The sequence below is a fragment of the Paraburkholderia sp. EB58 genome (assembly GCF_050436665.1).
Lineage (GTDB): Bacteria > Pseudomonadota > Gammaproteobacteria > Burkholderiales > Burkholderiaceae > Paraburkholderia.
This window is the reverse complement of record NZ_JBNDMQ010000010.1, coordinates 1-16,313: the sequence shown is the minus strand read 5'-3', so window position 1 is coordinate 16,313 and position 16,313 is coordinate 1. Positions and strand designations below refer to the sequence as shown.

16 protein-coding genes are annotated in these 16,313 nt (G+C 60.8%); 9 read left to right on the top strand and 7 right to left on the bottom strand.

The window, feature by feature from the left end; all coding sequences use genetic code 11:
* Positions 1-77: 77 nt before the first annotated feature.
* Positions 78-1,064, bottom strand: a complete 987-nt coding sequence (locus tag P3T40_RS16310) for an ABC transporter substrate-binding protein (RefSeq protein ID WP_429268755.1) — start codon at positions 1,062-1,064, stop codon at positions 78-80.
* 348 nt (positions 1,065-1,412) lie between these two features.
* On the opposite strand from P3T40_RS16310, the gene P3T40_RS16305 reads away from it, so the two are divergent.
* Entirely contained in the window at positions 1,413-1,847 is a 435-nt protein-coding gene (locus P3T40_RS16305) for a universal stress protein (protein WP_429268754.1), read from the top strand.
* 21 nt (positions 1,848-1,868) lie between these two features.
* On the opposite strand, the gene P3T40_RS16300 is transcribed toward P3T40_RS16305, so the two are convergent.
* Positions 1,869-2,459 carry an alpha-ketoglutarate-dependent dioxygenase AlkB family protein gene (locus tag P3T40_RS16300; protein WP_429268753.1) on the bottom strand — a complete coding sequence of 197 codons (591 nt, stop codon included), beginning with the start codon at positions 2,457-2,459 and terminating at the stop codon, positions 1,869-1,871.
* A gap of 182 nt (positions 2,460-2,641) precedes the next feature.
* Here P3T40_RS16300 and P3T40_RS16295 point away from each other — a divergent pair, with 182 nt between their 5' ends.
* Positions 2,642-3,226, top strand: coding sequence for a malonic semialdehyde reductase (locus P3T40_RS16295; RefSeq protein WP_429268752.1), 585 nt, complete (start codon positions 2,642-2,644; stop codon positions 3,224-3,226).
* A gap of 42 nt (positions 3,227-3,268) precedes the next feature.
* Here P3T40_RS16295 and P3T40_RS16290 read toward each other — a convergent pair whose 3' ends face one another.
* A complete protein-coding gene (locus P3T40_RS16290; RefSeq protein ID WP_429268751.1) occupies positions 3,269-3,580 on the bottom strand; it encodes a hypothetical protein in 312 nt (103 codons plus the stop codon).
* Between the two features lie 430 nt (positions 3,581-4,010).
* Between P3T40_RS16290 and P3T40_RS16285 the strand changes: the two genes are divergently transcribed.
* On the top strand, positions 4,011-5,174 hold the full coding sequence (locus tag P3T40_RS16285) for a metallophosphoesterase (RefSeq protein ID WP_429268750.1): 1,164 nt from the start codon (positions 4,011-4,013) through the stop codon (positions 5,172-5,174).
* 177 nt (positions 5,175-5,351) lie between these two features.
* On the opposite strand, the gene P3T40_RS16280 is transcribed toward P3T40_RS16285, so the two are convergent.
* The gene (locus tag P3T40_RS16280; RefSeq protein WP_429268749.1) at positions 5,352-5,750 is read right to left on the bottom strand and encodes a hypothetical protein; all 399 of its coding nucleotides are present in this window, start codon (positions 5,748-5,750) and stop codon (positions 5,352-5,354) included.
* Positions 5,751-6,280: 530 nt separating this feature from the next.
* Here P3T40_RS16280 and P3T40_RS16275 point away from each other — a divergent pair.
* The 3 genes from P3T40_RS16275 to P3T40_RS16265 all read left to right on the top strand — a co-directional run bounded on the left by P3T40_RS16275 (position 6,281) and on the right by P3T40_RS16265 (position 8,370).
* Positions 6,281-6,442, top strand: a complete 162-nt coding sequence (locus P3T40_RS16275; RefSeq protein WP_429268748.1) for a DUF5110 domain-containing protein — start codon at positions 6,281-6,283, stop codon at positions 6,440-6,442.
* Between the two features lie 512 nt (positions 6,443-6,954).
* Entirely contained in the window at positions 6,955-7,662 is a 708-nt protein-coding gene (locus P3T40_RS16270) for an MgtC/SapB family protein (RefSeq protein WP_429268747.1), read from the top strand.
* Positions 7,663-8,115: 453 nt separating this feature from the next.
* The gene (locus P3T40_RS16265; protein ID WP_429268746.1) at positions 8,116-8,370 is read left to right on the top strand and encodes a GlsB/YeaQ/YmgE family stress response membrane protein; all 255 of its coding nucleotides are present in this window, start codon (positions 8,116-8,118) and stop codon (positions 8,368-8,370) included.
* 67 nt (positions 8,371-8,437) lie between these two features.
* On the opposite strand, the gene P3T40_RS16260 is transcribed toward P3T40_RS16265, so the two are convergent.
* From P3T40_RS16260 to P3T40_RS16250, 3 genes are all read right to left on the bottom strand, one after another.
* Entirely contained in the window at positions 8,438-9,952 is a 1,515-nt protein-coding gene (locus tag P3T40_RS16260) for an acetyl-CoA hydrolase/transferase family protein (protein WP_429268745.1), read from the bottom strand.
* Positions 9,953-10,120: 168 nt separating this feature from the next.
* Positions 10,121-10,369: a hypothetical protein gene (locus P3T40_RS16255; protein ID WP_429268744.1), complete on the bottom strand. Its 249-nt coding sequence runs from the start codon at positions 10,367-10,369 to the stop codon at positions 10,121-10,123.
* Positions 10,370-10,525: 156 nt separating this feature from the next.
* The gene (locus tag P3T40_RS16250) at positions 10,526-12,697 is read right to left on the bottom strand and encodes an FUSC family protein (protein WP_429268743.1); all 2,172 of its coding nucleotides are present in this window, start codon (positions 12,695-12,697) and stop codon (positions 10,526-10,528) included.
* 218 nt (positions 12,698-12,915) lie between these two features.
* Between P3T40_RS16250 and P3T40_RS16245 the strand changes: the two genes are divergently transcribed.
* The 3 genes from P3T40_RS16245 to P3T40_RS16235 all read left to right on the top strand — a co-directional run bounded on the left by P3T40_RS16245 (position 12,916) and on the right by P3T40_RS16235 (position 16,173).
* Positions 12,916-13,920, top strand: coding sequence for a LysR family transcriptional regulator (locus P3T40_RS16245; RefSeq protein WP_429268742.1), 1,005 nt, complete (start codon positions 12,916-12,918; stop codon positions 13,918-13,920).
* A 202-nt stretch (positions 13,921-14,122) separates the two neighbouring features.
* Positions 14,123-15,517 (top strand): selenium-binding family protein, encoded by a 1,395-nt coding sequence (locus P3T40_RS16240; RefSeq protein WP_429268741.1) that lies wholly within the window; start codon positions 14,123-14,125, stop codon positions 15,515-15,517.
* Between the two features lie 5 nt (positions 15,518-15,522).
* The gene (locus P3T40_RS16235; protein WP_429268740.1) at positions 15,523-16,173 is read left to right on the top strand and encodes a hypothetical protein; all 651 of its coding nucleotides are present in this window, start codon (positions 15,523-15,525) and stop codon (positions 16,171-16,173) included.
* Positions 16,174-16,313 lie beyond the last annotated feature (140 nt).

Sequence of the window (16,313 nt, the reverse complement as noted above, 5' to 3'; positions counted from 1 at the left end):
ACGGCCAGGCACCGCTGGAGAAACTTGTTACGGCCTGTGGTTCAGTTAATCGATTCTCTCATCGATTCGGCTTAGGTTCAGTACTTGCGCGTCGGCAAGGTCTGCGCCGCGACGCTCTCCGGGAAGACCGTCTCCTGGGTCAGAATCCGCTTCGGCAATGGCTTGCCGGCCACCACGTCCTTCACTGCTGACATCAGTTGCGGCCCGAGCAACGGACTGCACTCCACGTCGACATTCATCTTGCCCGCGGCCATCGCCTGGAAGCCGCCCTTGGTCGCATCGAACGAGACGACGGTGATGTCTTTGCCGGGGTGCATGCCGGCCTCTTCCATCGCCTGGATGGCGCCGAGCGCCATATCGTCGTTATGCGCATAAACTACATTTATTTTATTTCCATAAGTTTTTATAAAGGCTTCCATCACCTGCTTGCCGCCGGCCAGCGTGAAGTCACCGCTTTGCGAGGCAATGATCTTGAATTTAGGATCGTTCTTGATCACTTCCATGAGACCGGAATGCCGGTCATTGGCAGGCGCAGATCCGACGGTTCCCTGCAGTTCGGCGATGTTGATCGGTCCCGGGTTATTTTTAAAGTTGTCTTCGAGCCAGTGACCGCCGCGTCGCCCTTCTTCCATGAAGTCCGAGCCGATCATCGTGACGTAGAGCGAGGTGTCCTTCACGTCGATGTTGCGGTCGGTCAGGATCACTGGGATCTTCGCGGCCTTGGCCTCAAGCAGGATCGGCTCCCAGCCGGATTCCACCACCGGCGAAAACGCGATCACGTCGACTTTCTGCGCGATATACGAGCGGATTGCCTTGATCTGGTTTTCCTGCTTCTGCTGGGCGTCCGAGAATTTGAGGTTGATCTTTGCGTCGGCAGCGGCCGATTTGATCGATTCGGTATTGGCGGTACGCCATGCACTCTCGGCGCCGACCTGCGCGAAACCGAGGGTGATGGGTTTGTCCTGGGCATATGCGCCGGGCGCCGCGAGGCTGAGAGCCCCGATTCCCGCAGTGAGCGCAAGCGCGCCCAACGCACGACATACCATGCGTCGTGAATTCGCCATGACTGTCTCCTGATCGTTGTTGTGTTGTCGATCCGTGGCGGCCTGAAGCAAGCCCTCAGCAAGGATCGTGATCAAGCGTAGTGGCTGGCGCCTTCAGCGTCCAATCATATGATTCGCGCACTCCATACCAATTTTGGTATAGCGACTCGAAGCTGGGCGCACAGTCGCGCATACCCGCGCGGCGAGAGCCCCGTGCAGACCGCCCAGTACCCCGGCACTTTTTTAATGCGATTTTTATGCGCTTGCAGGCACTCTTTAGACGCTCGGTACGCGGCTCCCGCTACGCTGTAATCGATCCTGTTGCGCATCCGCAGACAGATCTAACGGTCAACTGATAGACAACCGATCATGCTGAAACTGCTGGTTCCCGTAAGCCATTCGACGCGCTCGCTGCAAGCGGTCCGGCACGCTGCGTTCCTCTATAACGAGCGATGTGCGTCCGAAGTCGTGTTGGTCAATGTGCTGCCGCCGCTCGGACCGACACGTGTCGAAGCCTTTTATACGCTCGCGACATTGCGCGCACACGAAGAGAGTTATGCCGAGGCAACGTTTAGCCGCGCCAAACGCATCCTCGAGGATGCAGGCGTCAAGTACTCCGTAGAAGTCAGAGAGGGTCCGCTCGTGCCGACCATCGCGGATTGTGCAGAACAAAACGATTGCGACGAGATTGTGGTTACGGCGCCGCGCAGGGACCTGTTCCACGCCGTCGTTCGACTGGTGAATCGCAGCGTGCTGGACCGTCTGGTGAGCGTTTCCCGCGTGCCCGTTACGGCAGTCAACTGAAACAACGGCAGATCGCCGCCGCTAGCGCCCGGGCGTCACCCAGCGAAACGTCAGATTGATCCGCTCGCCGCTCACACGCGGCTCTTTAGGCACCCGGTGGCGCCATTCCGCCTGCGTGTTGCCCTGCATGACGAGCAGGCTGCCGCCTTTGAGCTGGTACGACTGCACCACTCCCGTCTTGTTGTGGCGTAGATCAAAGGTGCGGGCAACGCCCAGACTCACTGACGCAATCAGCGGCTGCGGCCCCAACTCGCGCTCGTGATCGGCGTGCCAGCCCATGCTGTCCATCCCGCTGCGGTAGCGGTTGAGCAGCACGCTATTGAAGCGGCATCCGCAGATCGTTTCGGCCCCCGTCTTCAGTTCCTCAACCATCGGTGTCCACGCTTGCGGCACGTTGCGGATCCCGGAATAGACGTAGATCGCGTCCGCCTCGCCTTGCCACGCCGTGAGACGCGGCAGCGCCACGCGCCCGGCCGGCGTGCCCATCGATTCCTGCTTCCACGCGACTTCGTCGAGAAGTTGCTGCAACGCGCGCTCAGCCGTTTCCGGCGCAAGCCAGTCGGGATACCAGGCAACGTCAGGCTTGGGAAGATCGTCGAACAGGTCGTTCATGGGATAGCATGTCGCATGCGCACCAGCGCGCTCTAGTGGGAAGTGGCCTTGTTATTATGGAACGAGTCGCCGGCTTGGGTCACGCACCCGGCTTGCGCTCTCTTTCGGCCAACCAGCATCAAGCCGGCCTTGCCGTGCGGTGCCACCGCGACCCGATTTTTCTCTTCAGCTAACTGACCATCATGACGCTTTCCGACGACGCACTCGACCAGCTCTTTCGTAACGCACGTACGCATAACGGCTGGCAAGCCAAACCGGTCGACGATGCCCTTCTCAAGCAATTGGTCGAACTTGTCCTGCTCGGGCCGACGTCGGCCAATTCGAGCCCAGGCCGGTTCGTTTTCGTCAAGTCGCCGGAGGCGAAGGAAAAGCTGCGCCCCGCCCTTTCGGCCGGCAACCTCGAGAAGACCATGGCTGCGCCGGTGACGGTGATCGTGGCTATGGATATGGCTTTTCACGAGCACTTGCCAAAGCTGTTCCCGCACGCCGACGCCCGTAGCTGGTTCGCCGGCAATGACAAGGTCATCGCCGACACCGCGTTTCGTAACGCGACGCTGCAAGGTGGCTATCTGATCATGGCCGCACGCGCGCTCGGGCTCGATACCGGCGCCATGTCGGGCTTCGATGCCGCCAAGGTCGACGCGGCGTTCTTCGCGGGCACTACCGTGAAGGCGAATTTCCTCATCAATCTGGGCTACGGCGACCCGTCGAAGCTGTTCGCGCGAAGCCCGCGCTTTACGTTCGACGAAGCCGCCCAGATCGTCTGATGCGAACTCCGGAGCACCTGGTGCGTGTCAGGCTTCAGATGTTCAGGTGAACAACGCCACGTAAAACACGACGGCGCCGATCAACGCGCCGGCAAAGCAAAAGCCCTCTTCGGCCTCGTCGCCGCGCGAACGCAACCACGCACCGACGATGCCGAAGAGCCCTGCGATGCCCAGAGCCACGAAGACCATCACAACATCGAATAGCGCGTCTCGGCCCAATTCCGAAATGTCGAAGCTCCGCACTCCGTAGTAGACGCCGATAGCCATGAGCGACAACACCACCATCGGCAACATCACATGACTACCTTCGTGGCCGACGTGATGCGGATGATGGCCTGTTCTGGTCAGTTTCATGATGCATCTCCTACCACTCGCTCTCAACGGGCGATCAGACCGAACCACGTCATGCGACCGTCGTGCCTGACAGGCCTTGGACATCCAGACGGATATAAGGCGCCGGAGAGGCCGGTTGCATCAGGGTTCTCTTTCAGAATAGTCCACTCGCAAGCCCAATTCAAAACCTGTTTAATTCGACTGTTCAAAATCTCTTTCCAGCCAGTTTCCAGTCCTGTCGCCGACCGTGCGGGCCCGTCCAGCGGACGGCAACGCAAAAAAGGGAGGCCGGATGAATTCGCAGTCCCTTGTCCCTGGAAAAGGAAACCGGGCAGCGTCGGCAAGCGTGACGACATGCCGGTAGAATGATCTGCCTTGCCGGCAAATCTGCACAACACGCGCCAAAGCCTCTGCGCGTTCGTCCGGCACCCCCTTCCGCCTTTCGCCACTTATGCGCCGCTCATCGTTCTTTGTTCGCTTTATTTGCATTGGCGTCCTGTTCCACATTTACGTTGGGTTCCGAGTCATACCGGACCTGCCCATCAATTCCACCGGCCGGTGGCTGGCAGTCCTCTGGCTCGTGCTGTCGTGCCTGTTGATTCCGCTCGGCATGGTGGCGCGCACGATCAAGCGCCAGCCGCTCGCCGACCGGCTCGCCTGGATCGGCCTTCTGGGATTGGGCTTCTTTTCGTCCTTGCTGGTGCTCACCTTCGTGCGCGATCTGGCGATGGCCTCGCTGCTGACGATCGATGCGATCTGGCCGCACGCCATCCCGCTGACCGCGTGGCGCATGGACTCCGCTGCGGCGGTGCCGCTGCTTGCGTTGCTGTCCACGGCGGTCGGCCTTTTCAACGCGCGGCGCCGCGCTCGCGTCGTCACGATCGAGGTGCCGATAGACGATCTACCGCCCGCACTCGACGGCTTCACGATCGTCCAGATCAGCGACATCCACGTTGGTCCGACCATCAAGCGTCGCTACGTTGACGCGATCGTCGATGCCGTCAACCGCCTCAAGCCCGATCTGATTGCGGTGACCGGCGACGTGGTCGACGGCAGCGTGCCGCAGCTGCGCGACCACACGCGACCGCTGTCGCGCCTCAGTGCGCGGCACGGTGCGTTCCTCGTCACTGGCAATCACGAGTACTACGCGGGCGCGGACGCATGGATCGACGAGTTCCGCCGACTCGGCTTGCATGTGCTGCTCAACGAGCACGTGGTGGTGGAACACGAAGGCGCACGTGCGGTGATCGCGGGTGTAACCGACTATTCGGCCGCCCATTTTGATCCGACCCACCGCAGTGACCCTGCGGCAGCGCTTGCGGGCGCCCCGGGTGACGTGTTGATCAAGGTGCTGCTGGCGCATCAGCCACGTTCGGCCGAAGCCGCTGCCGAAGCGGGTTTTACCCTGCAGTTGTCGGGCCACACGCACGGTGGCCAGTTCTTTCCGTGGAATTTCTTTGTGCGCTTGCAGCAGCCGTTTACGGCAGGGCTCGCGCGGCTAAACGGATTGTGGGTTTATACGAGCCGAGGAACCGGCTATTGGGGACCACCCAAGCGGCTTGGCGCGCCTTCGGAGATTACCCGGCTGCGTTTGGTGCCGGGTGAAATGAGCTGAAACCGGGATGTGGAAAGCAAGGGCACCGCGCCACGCGTCGAGCAATCAGGCGCGATGAAAGCAGCGACAACCGCAGCGATAAGCGACAACAATAAAAGCGGCCATAAAAACGAAATGCGCGGAACGCCCTTAAGGACATTCCGCGCACAGATTCACGCGAAGCAGACCGCGGAAGCTTTACTGCGCCGCAGGCGCGACAGCGACGTTCACTTGCGGAGCATAGGCCACCTCGACGTGCATACCCGGCTGCAGGTTGCCGACCTTGACCGGATCACGCCCCTGGATATGGAACACCGCGCCGTTGGGACCCTTCAACTCGACCACGCCGGACGCGCGATCGAGCGCCACGACTTCGGCGGTCACGTTCTGCGGTGATGACTGAACGCCGGCCGCGCCGTGCGTCGGGCTCACGAGCGCGCTACGCACCATACGAACGTGGACCTTGCTGCCTTGGTGAAGCTGGGCAAAGTTGCTTGCGTCGGTGACGGTGAACGATGCTTCGCCGCCATGCACGTCGACGACGGTGACCGCGTGCTTTGCCTGGTCGATACCCTTCACGACGCCGTCGGCCTGCAATACGCTGTTGCCTTCGAACGGTGCGGGCAGCGAATCAGCCGCCGACGAGACAAGCGGTGCTGCTGCGATCAGTGCGCCGGCAACGATGCCGAGAGCTTTCTTGTTCGTGCAATCCTCAATCAGGTAATAACGAAAAGAGAATCAGGCCGCGGGCGGATGCACCAAGCAGCGCCCCCGATTGCCGGAAGCGCTCACGCTGGGTTATGTGGGAGGGCACCAAAGTGCAGTCGCCACATGTGAAATGACGCATGGGCTGCACGACATGATTCAACGCATAGGTCAGTTTGTTTTCCGGGATGGACCTTGTCAAGCTTCGTAGTCCATATTTATTTTGAGATGGAATTGGATTTATTTGGGATAGCGTCTGAGCGGACACCATGAGTTCATTTTTATGTTCAAGCGAACAACGCGACGCTTGACGACCCTTGTTTGCGAACCTGCTACTGCTTGCTTCCGTATCTGTACCACCTGTAGTTCCGCTGAATGTCGCGGAGCAGCGCTTCGCTCAGCCCACGGACAGCCGTGGCTTCATGGTAGCGCCTTACCATGGCGTAGGCATCGCGCAAGGCGAGTGTTTTGAAGATGATGGCGAATCGGAAGCCTGGCGCTCCGGAGAATACAGTTGCTGGAAGGTAAGCGTCGAAAGCGACGCCGCGACGCCCACCATCACGGTCAACTGGACGGGGCAGTAACGGCGGCCGTTCGACACGGCGGAAATCTTCATCCCCGCCGCCGATGCCCGCCGCATTGTCGCGATCGGCGCAACGATAGACAGCGAAAAGCGCGCCGCAGGCTGGACTCGGCTCGTTCTCGCTCTGCCAACCGCACCCACAGCGCTACTCGACGGTTGACTTCACATCGTGCCGCTGCCTAAAATCCGTCCACCCGTCTAACCGGAATCCCCATCTTGGACAGTAGCAGTTATCGATCTCCGTTTTACGCAATTGCCTGATCGGCAAGTTCGCCGCGCCAGTCTCATCCCTGCCGCCGTCTTGCCATCTGGGCAGACGGTGCGCGCCGTAGTGATCCCCGTGCACCTGTGATTCGCCGCTGCAAGGCCTGACGCCTCGCCGTGGCCATAGCATTCGCGTCGCGAGCGGGAGCCCGCGCGCCCTGTCGCGCGTAGCGCTTCGCGTATTGTTAGCGGGGCTGTCACGCGTATGGTTCAAACTATGCGTCTAAGCACGCCTTGATTACTCATCCCATGACGCTTGAATTTGTCTGGCGGCTGCTCGCTGCCTTCGCTTGTGGTGTCGCAATCGGCATCGAACGGCAAATCCGCCAGCGTACCGCCGGTCTGCGCACCATCACGCTCGTCGCAAGCGGCGCGTGCCTGTTCGTCACGCTCGGGGTCCTGACCGGCAATGGCTCGGCTGGGGTGACGCAGATTGCCGCTTACGTGGTGTCCGGCGTGGGCTTCCTCGGCGGCGGCGTGATCATGCGCGACAAGGGCTCCATTCAGGGCATCAACACGGCGGCCACCTTGTGGTGTTCGGCGGCCGTCGGCGTGTTGTGCGGTGCGGGACATTTCGGCCCGGCGCTTGCCGGCACAGCTATAGTGCTGCTGACCAACACCGTGTTGCGCGAAGTCAGCCGCACCATCAATGCGACGCCGGTTTCAAATGCCGATCTCGTGCGCGAGTACGTGCTGACCGTGGTCTGCCGCGACGAGGATGAGATTCATATCCGCGCGGCGCTGTCGAATTCGATGTATTCGATGCCGCTGTCGTTTCAAAGTCTGACGAGCGAGGACGTGATGGAACAGCCTGGCCGCATGCGCGTCACGGCGACCATGAAACTGCATCCGAAGGATCAGTCCAAACTCGAGTTGATGGCAAGCCGCATTAGCATGGAAACGAGCGTCTCGAGCGTCAGCTGGATTGCCAAAGAAGCGGAACCGACGCCGGAGTAGCACGGCATCCTGGATTATCGCGGATCGCAGTGGCCGGCACACGGCGCTATCTTCGCCTTCAAACCGCCGACAACGAGGCGCACGCCGCATAGCGGCAAGTCAGCGCCTTGCGCCCGGCGACGGCTTCATCTATAACAACCGTAGACGAAGTGTCGGCCTGCGTCTTGCCTCGGCGAGGGCGAAGTGCGCCGTGTGAGTCGATGCTTTGTACCCTGTGCAGCCCGAGACCGAGAACGAAATGAAACGAGCGACTGCGCCTTGCATGCCACTGCCTCCCCGCCATGGCCGCTGCCGCCATGCGTCCCGTTCCGCGCTATCGCCTGCCTCATTGCCGGTTCCGCCGCAAAACATTGAGACAATGTTAATTCTGTATCCCGAATATGGACTGCACCCCACCCTTGGACTAAGCTCTGTCACCGTGAATTTTTCACGCTCAACCATGGAGTCTTGATTATGGAACACGGCATCATTGCATGGCTCATCATCGGCGCGATCGCTGGCTGGCTGGCGGGCGTACTCGTCAAGGGCGGTGGTTTTGGGTTGATCGTCGACATCATCGTCGGCATTGTCGGCGCGTTTATCGGCGGCTGGCTTGCCGGTGTCCTGCACATCTCGCTCGGCGGTGGCTGGATTGGCTCGATCATCACTGCGGTGATCGGCGCAGTTATCCTGTTGTTTATCATCCGGCTGATCAAGCGAGGAGCCTAGCGCTTGCCGCGTCAGGCGACTCCGGTCGCCTAACCTCCGCCGCATCCTTCTTTAGTTGCGCGGGCAATCAAACCAGCGCAGCGGCCTCTTCCAGCATCGAACCGGTTTCGTTCAGGCGTGTATGCCAGGCGAATGCCCGCTCCAAGCTGTGAGGCGTTTGGCCGCCCCGCTTCAATGCATCCTTGTAGTAGTCGCGCAGCATGTCGCGATAGAGCGGATGCACGCACTTCTCGATGATCAGCACGGCGCGTTCACGCGGCGCGAGCCCGCGCAGATCGGCCAAGCCCTGCTCCGTGACCACCACATCCACGTCATGCTCATTGTGATCGCAATGAGGCACCATCGGCACAACGCTTGAAATACGTCCGCCCTTCGCAATCGACTTCGTCGCGAAGATCGCGCACGACGCATTGCGCGCGAAATCGCCTGAGCCACCGATTCCGTTCATCATATGCGTCCCGCCCACGTGGGTCGAATTGACGTTGCCGTAGATATCGAATTCAAGCGCGGTATTCAGCGCAAGCAAACCCAGGCGGCGGATCACTTCGGGGTGGTTGCTGACCTCTTGCGGGCGCAACACCAGACGATCGCGATAGTGGTCCAGGTTGTCGAATACCTGCGCGTGCCGTGCGGCCGACAATGTAATCGACGCGCCCGATGCGAAGGTGACCTTGCCCGCATCCATCAGGTCGAACGTCGAGTCTTGCAGCACTTCCGAATAGATTTCAAACGCGTCGAATGGCGATTTGACGAAGCCGGCCAACACTGCGTTGGCGATCGTGCCGATGCCGGCCTGCAACGGTGGCAAGCGCGACGGCATGCGTCCACGCGACACTTCGTTCTGCAGAAATTCGATCAGGTGACCGGCGATCTGCTCCGTTTCTTCGTCGGCGGGCAACACCGTCGACGTGCTGTCTGGCATGTTCGTGATGACGATTGCGGCGATTTTCTCAGGCGGAATCTCAATGGCCGGTGTGCCGACCCGGTCGCTCGGGTGAACGATCGGCAACGGTTCACGGTTCGGCCGGCGAGCGGGGATCCAGATGTCGTGCAGGCCTTCGAGCGCCAGCGGTTGCGCAAGGTTGATTTCGACAATGACCTTGTCGGCAAGAATCGCGAAGCTCGCCGAGTTGCCCACCGAGGTGGTGGGGACAATGCCACCGGTTTCCGTAATTGCCACCGCTTCGATGATCGCGACATCGAGTTTGCCGAGCTGGTTGGCGCGCAACATCTCCACCGTTTCGGACAGGTGCTGATCCACAAACATCACTTCGCCGCGATTGATGGCATCACGCAAGGTCTTGTCGACCTGGAACGGCAAGCGGCGAGCCAGCACGCCCGCCTCGGTCAGCGTCCGGTCTACGTCGTGGCCGAGCGAGGCGCCCGTCATCAACGTAATGCGCAATGGTTTGCCCTCCTGACGAGCCCGCTCGGCCAGGGCAACGGGCACGGCCTTCGCGTCGCCTGCGCGCGTAAAGCCGCTCGCTCCGACGCGCATGCCATCATGAATCAGCGATGCGGCAGCAGCGGCAGAGGTGATTTTGCCGCGCACCGCGGCACAACGAATCCGGTCTTCGTACATGCTATTAGTCTCTCCACAATCAACCCGCTGGTTTATCCCGATGCGCACGTCTTCTGCGTGTCCGGATCAGGCGTCGGGTTGTCGCACCCTTCAGCGGCGCCTCGCGATGAAACGCGCCGCTACAAGGTATGCATCGCACTACAGATCAGCAACAGCTGATGGCTCTTTCTAGCTGCCGAAGAACAGGTTGCAGAAGCTCACCGGCCCGACGCACTCGCCGGCCTTTTTCGCCGGCGCGGCAACACGGCCTCGCTGGGCGGCGCTAGTCGCGGGTTGCTCATGCAATTGCTCCTGGAATTGCGCCTGGTTTTGCGCAAGCTGTTGTGCGCCCGCAGCGGGATCCGAGGTTTGTGCGTGAGCCACGGCGGCTGCGGCAGACAAGGAACAGGCAATCAGGACCATCTTCAACGCTTTCATTCTGTCTTCTCCGGTACTTACGATCACGCCCCGTATGAAGTCCGCTTGGGGGCCGCGAGGCAGTGATCAAACTATAGGACCGGCATGTGCACGGATAAACCGCCGCGGCAAGAAGGCATTGTTCCATCCGGCAGAAGGATTGAAATCTCACATTGATTAACGCGCGTTAAACGGCGCGTCTTTATCGAGCAAGGCTGTGCGAATGAAATGCAGGGAGCCGAGCATGCGCTGCAGGTCGTGCCGCCGTTCGCGATCCGTGTGGACGGTTTCAAGAACCGCCTGCGCGATCCCGATCGTCTCGCGCACCGACGCCAGCACACGCTCGAGATGACGTGGTATAGGCTCCTCGAACAGCGCCGCAACATCGCCGTTCATCTGCTCGAGGCACGCGCTCCAACGCGGATGCAATGCCTCGACATAGGCCGCGTTAGCCGCTTCGTTGCGCAGGTCGATAACCGCGTGCCCTACTTCGAGCGTGATGAGCATCCAACGCAATGCGTCGCGATGCTGGCGCGAACGCTTCGTTAGCAGTACGCGCAATTGCGCCATCAGATCGTGAGTACTCGACTGGAAATATTGGTTCAGTCCGCGTAGTTCACCCTTGCACGCCAGCACCACCTGAGATCGTAAGCTGCCTTTGATTTTGCCGATCAGCCATGGCATCTGCGCAGGGAAAATCACTGCAAATGCCAGCGCAGCAACCAGCATCGCTGAGACGAGCGCAATGCCGTTGTTGATCAGCAGGTCCGGCTGGTAACTCACCACGTTGTCCGGGCCCGCGAGCAGGCAAAAGAAGACCGAAAAACCCACGCCGTAGCCGGAGGTGCCAGGGCGCATCGCCAGGAACGCACCGAATGCCAGCACGGGTGCGAGCGTCACGCAAAGCAGTGGGAAGCCGTCGATGTTCGGATACACGTAGCAGGTGTACAGATAGCCTGCCATCGTGGCGAAGACAGCGCCAATGGCCATCTGCAGGGTCAGCCTGGACGGATTGGGCGCGGTCGAAGTCAATGCACACGCGAGCGCTGCGCCGATGACGGCCAGGCCGCCGCTTGGCCAATCGGTTTCGATCCAGAACCACCCGACGATAGCCATGACGACCACGGTCCGCAGGAAGGTGAATCCGACCACCAGACCGTTCGTTTTGTTGACGTAGCGGACGGTCTGCCGCTCTTTCGCGGGCCTGTGTTGTCCGAGCGACGCATAGGTCTCCGTATAACGAATGAACTCGTCTACAAAACGATAGAGCAGTTCTGCCGAGGTATCGAAATCGGCCAGCAGATCGGGCACCGATGCTTCCAGTGTCTGACGCGTCTGCCGTACGCGGCGCGGCAGCATGGCCTGAAAGATCCGCAGTTCGACGGCAGTGCGAGCCGCATGCGCCGCGTCGACGGTCTTCGCATCCTGGCGGACTAACAGGGCCGATAGCTCGTCGAAATACGGCGTCGTTGCGTCAACTACCAGGCTTGGGCCGCCAGCCTGCAACCGCTTGAACAGTTGACGCAACGCATGCAGGCGGGCGCAGACGTCCATGAACTCGCTGTTCAGGCGAGCCAGACGCCGGCTGTGGGAGCGCATACCTGGGTCTTCGAATGCGGCGAAGGTGCGGGTCGCCTCGAAGCCCACAATTTGATCGACGAGGTCGGCAAAGCGCCCTTCGAAGACGCCCCGCTGAACCTTGCCGCCGAGCACCTGCGCTGCGAACGCAGTAAAATCGCGATATCTGTTACGCAGTGTGCGTTGCAGCGCAAGGCTCGACCTTTGGGGCACGATCAACGCGCTGACAGCGCTCGAACACACAATGCCGACCGCGACCTCCGCGGCGCGCGTGAGCGCTGCGAGAAACAGAGCGTTCGGCTCCATCACTGTGGGAATGCCGATCAGGGCGGCGGTGTAGCCCGCCAGCACGAAGCCGTACCACTGAAAATGCCGATACCGGACCGCCGCAGCAATACAGGCACCTATCCAGCATGTCAGACCGAGCATGTAGAGTTCGGGCTGCTGCACGAATACCGCTCCAAGCACGAGCGCGACAATCGTCCCTACCGCCGTCCCGATGATCCGATAAAAGCTTTTGGCGAGCACCATGCCGCTGAACGGCTGCATCAGGACGAACACGGTCGTCATGGCGGTGCGGGGTTGTTGCAGGTCCAGCAGCATGGCAATGCCCAGCGCGAGCAGCGCGGCGGTCACCGTTTTGAACAGATGAAGCCAGATGAGGCCGTCGCCCGTTGCCCAGTCCCGGCCGGCCGCAGCCGTCGCGCGCAGTATCGGGGCCCACTGCCGATGAGGGCCGGGCGTTGGCTGGATCAGATGCTGGCGTTTCATGAAAGCAAAGCCGCGCCTTGGGCTGTCATTCGGATTGGAAAGAGTGCCGAACGTGGCAATGCGCCCGCCCGGCTGGCAAGGGACCGATTTTAGGAGCCTTGGCGACGCACATTAATGGCACAAGCCGGGAACGATCATTCCAGATCGAACAACAATAGCGTTGCGCAACAGGCGGACAATACGGGTTCTCTCTCGAAAATGTCGAACAAGAAGGACTGATGGATACGCTACAAAATATGCGGGTGTTCGTGCGCGTGGTGGAAGCCGGCAGTTTCACCGCCGCTGCACAGTCGCTCAATTCGACGACGGGCGCCATGTCACGCGCGGTCTCGGAACTCGAGGCCCACCTGCGCACCCGCCTGATGAACCGCTCGACCCGGCGCCTCGCGCTCACGACCGCCGGCGAACGCTATCTGACGCGTTGCCGGCAGATTCTCGCTGACGTCGACACGGCTGAAGAGGAAGCGAGTTGCGCGCATGAGCGCCCCACTGGCGCGCTACGCATGCATAGTTACGCCAGCATCGGGCAGCATTACGTGCTGCCGGCAATCTCGCGCTATCGCGCGCTCTATCCGGAGGTTACCGTCGAGCTCACGCTGTCGCAGCGCATGCCGGATCTGTTCGAAGGCAGCGCCGATGTGGCTGTGGTCACGGCCTCGAGCTTGCCGAATTCGGATCTCGTATCGCTGCTACTGGGCGCTACGTTCAACATCCTGTGCGCATCGCCCAGCTATCTGCGCGCCCACACGGCGCCGAAGCAACCGCGCGATCTCGTGAATCACGAGTGTCTGATCCTGCAGACCCCCGCCTTTCCGGCCAAAGATTGGCTGCTCGAAGGCCCCAACGGTAGCGAGTTGATGGAAGTCAGCGGGTCCGTTCAGGTGAATATCGCGGAGTCGCTAGTGGTGGCTATCCGCGAGGGCATGGGGATCGGCATGCTGCCACTTTACTCGGCAATCGACGGGCTGCGCGACGGATCCATGGTGCGGGTTCTGCCGGAACACACGCTGCAGAAGGCAAACATTTACGCGCTCTATCCTTCGCGCAAGTACGTCGACGCAAAGACTCGCACGTGGGTGGAATTCCTCCGAACGCATATGCCGAAGGTGATTGCCCGCGACGAGGCGTTGCTCGCCGAACTGGGACAGACCGATCCGGTCGACGGTCTCCTGCCGATGCGCGCCGGACCGGACATCGAACCGGGTGAGCAATTGGAGCATTGACGCGCCGGGCTTAGGATGCGAGGCACGCGTCGTTGAGTTTGCCTCGCGTCCATGTTGCATTGCAAACCTGACCTACCTGCGCCGGCCGCGAATATGCTTATTCCGGAATGAGCTTTGCGTCAGAGTTAAAACTACTACAGTTCATGATGGCTAGTTGTGCCACCCCGATTCGCAATTCAAATCGATACGGAGGAGGAACACCATGGGCATCTGGAAGCCGGACCCGAGCTTTTACCCCTCGCCGCGCCTTGCCGCGCAGGCGCCGCCCGAAAAGCTCGCTTATGTAGCCGCGTTCGATCCCGATCGCACACGGCCCGATGCGATCGCCGTGGTCGACGTCGACCCCGCTTCCCCGGCGTATTCACGGATCGTCGGCAATCTGTCGATGCCGCACGCGGGCGACGAATTGCATCACTTCGGCTGGAACGCCTGCTCCTCCTGCCTTTGCCCTAACGCGCCGCACCCGCATACTGAGCGGCGTTACCTGGTCGTGCCGGGGCTGCGCTCCTCGCGCATCTATATCCTCGATACGAAACCCGACCCGCTGAACCCGACCATCGTCAAGGTGATCGAACCGGAGACCATTGCCAGCCGCACCGGCTATACGCGTCCGCACACGGTGCACTGCGGTCCAGGCGGCATCTATGTGACTGCGCTCGGGAACGCCGACGGTGGCGCGCCCGGCGGGATTTTTCTGCTGGATCCGGAAAGCTTCGAGCCGCTCGGGCGCTGGGAAGTCGACCGCGGACCGCAGCAGTTGGCCTACGACGGCTGGTGGCACCTGGGATATGACACGCTCGTAACCAGCGAATGGGGCACGCCGGACACCTTTGAAAACGGCTTGATTCCGGAAGTGCTTCTGGGTGCGCGCTATGGCCGTCGACTGCACTTCTGGGATTTCACACGCCGCAAGCATTTGCAGGAGATCGACTTCGGGCCGGAGTATCAGCTCGTTTTCGAACTGCGCCCAGCCCACGATCCGACCAAAGCGTATGGTTTCGTCAATTGCGTGATCAGCCTGAAAGACCTGTCGTCGTCCATCTGGACCTGGTATCGCGACAAGAACACGTGGGCCGTGCGCAAGATCATCGACATTCCGGCCGAGCCTGCCGACCCTGCCTTGCTGCCGCCGGTGCTCAAATCGTTCGGCGCTGTGCCGCCGCTGGTGACCGACATCGATCTGTCGATGGACGATCGCTTTTTATATGTGTCCTGCTGGGGAACGGGCGACCTGCTGCAATACGACGTGTCCGATCCGTTCGCGCCAAAACTGGCGGGGAAGGTGCGGATCGGCGGCATAGTTTCGCGCGCGACGCATCCCGGCGCATCGAACGGTGCGCTCAACGGCGGTCCGCAAATGGTCGAAGTCAGCCGCGATGGCAAGCGCGTCTACTTCACGAACTCTCTTTACGGCGCGGTCGATCCGCAGTTCTATCCCGAGGGCATTGACGGCTGGATGGTCAAACTGGATGCAGGAACCGACGGCGGCCTGGCGTTCGATGAGAAGTTCTTCCTGGCGTGGCCCGAAGGTCACAGACCGCATCAGATCCGGCTGCAAGGCGGCGACTGTTCGTCCGATTCGTACTGCTATCCCTGAACAGAATGACTTCGCCGACCTCCTCATTGTGGACATGGCTCGCGGTCGCCGCGCTCGGCACGTTTCACGGTCTCAACCCGGCGATGGGATGGTTGTTCGCGGTTGCGCTCGGACTGTATCGGCGCAGTCGCCGGGTGGTTTTGTTGTCTCTCGTACCGATTGCGCTGGGGCATGCGCTCGCGGCCGGCAGCATGTTGATGGCAGGACTATCGCTAGGAATGGTGATTGACCATACGGTGTTGAATCGGGTGTGCGGTACGTTGCTGATCGGTTGGGCGACGTGGCATGCGCTTCGTGGTCATCGGATGCGACCGCTGGTTGGAATGCAAACGGGCTTTGCCGGCCTGACGGTTTGGTCGTTTGTAGTGGCGGGTTCGCATGGCGCCGGCCTCATGTTGATTCCCGCGCTGATGCCAATTTGCAGTGCCTTGTCTAACGCAACCGGGACTGTGGCCGCTGGCGCCGATTCTACCGCTACGATTGCGGCAATCGCTCTGTGCGTGCACAGCGCGGCAATGCTTTTGACGACCGGGGTGATTGCGCTAGCCGTTTATGATCACTTCGGTGTAGCGGGCCTGCGCACCAAGTGGCTTAATTTCGATCTGCTCTGGACGGGTACGCTGGCGACATGCGGGTTGGTACAGCTGGCGCTTTAAGGAAGCAAGTTTTGAGGGCTGGTGTTGCAGCGGTTTGTTTGATTCGTTTCCGGACGCGTAAACGCAGAAACCCCACCTTTTGCGGGGTGGGGTTTCTGTTTGCTGCTGGGGAGCCTGACGATTACCTACTTTCACACGGG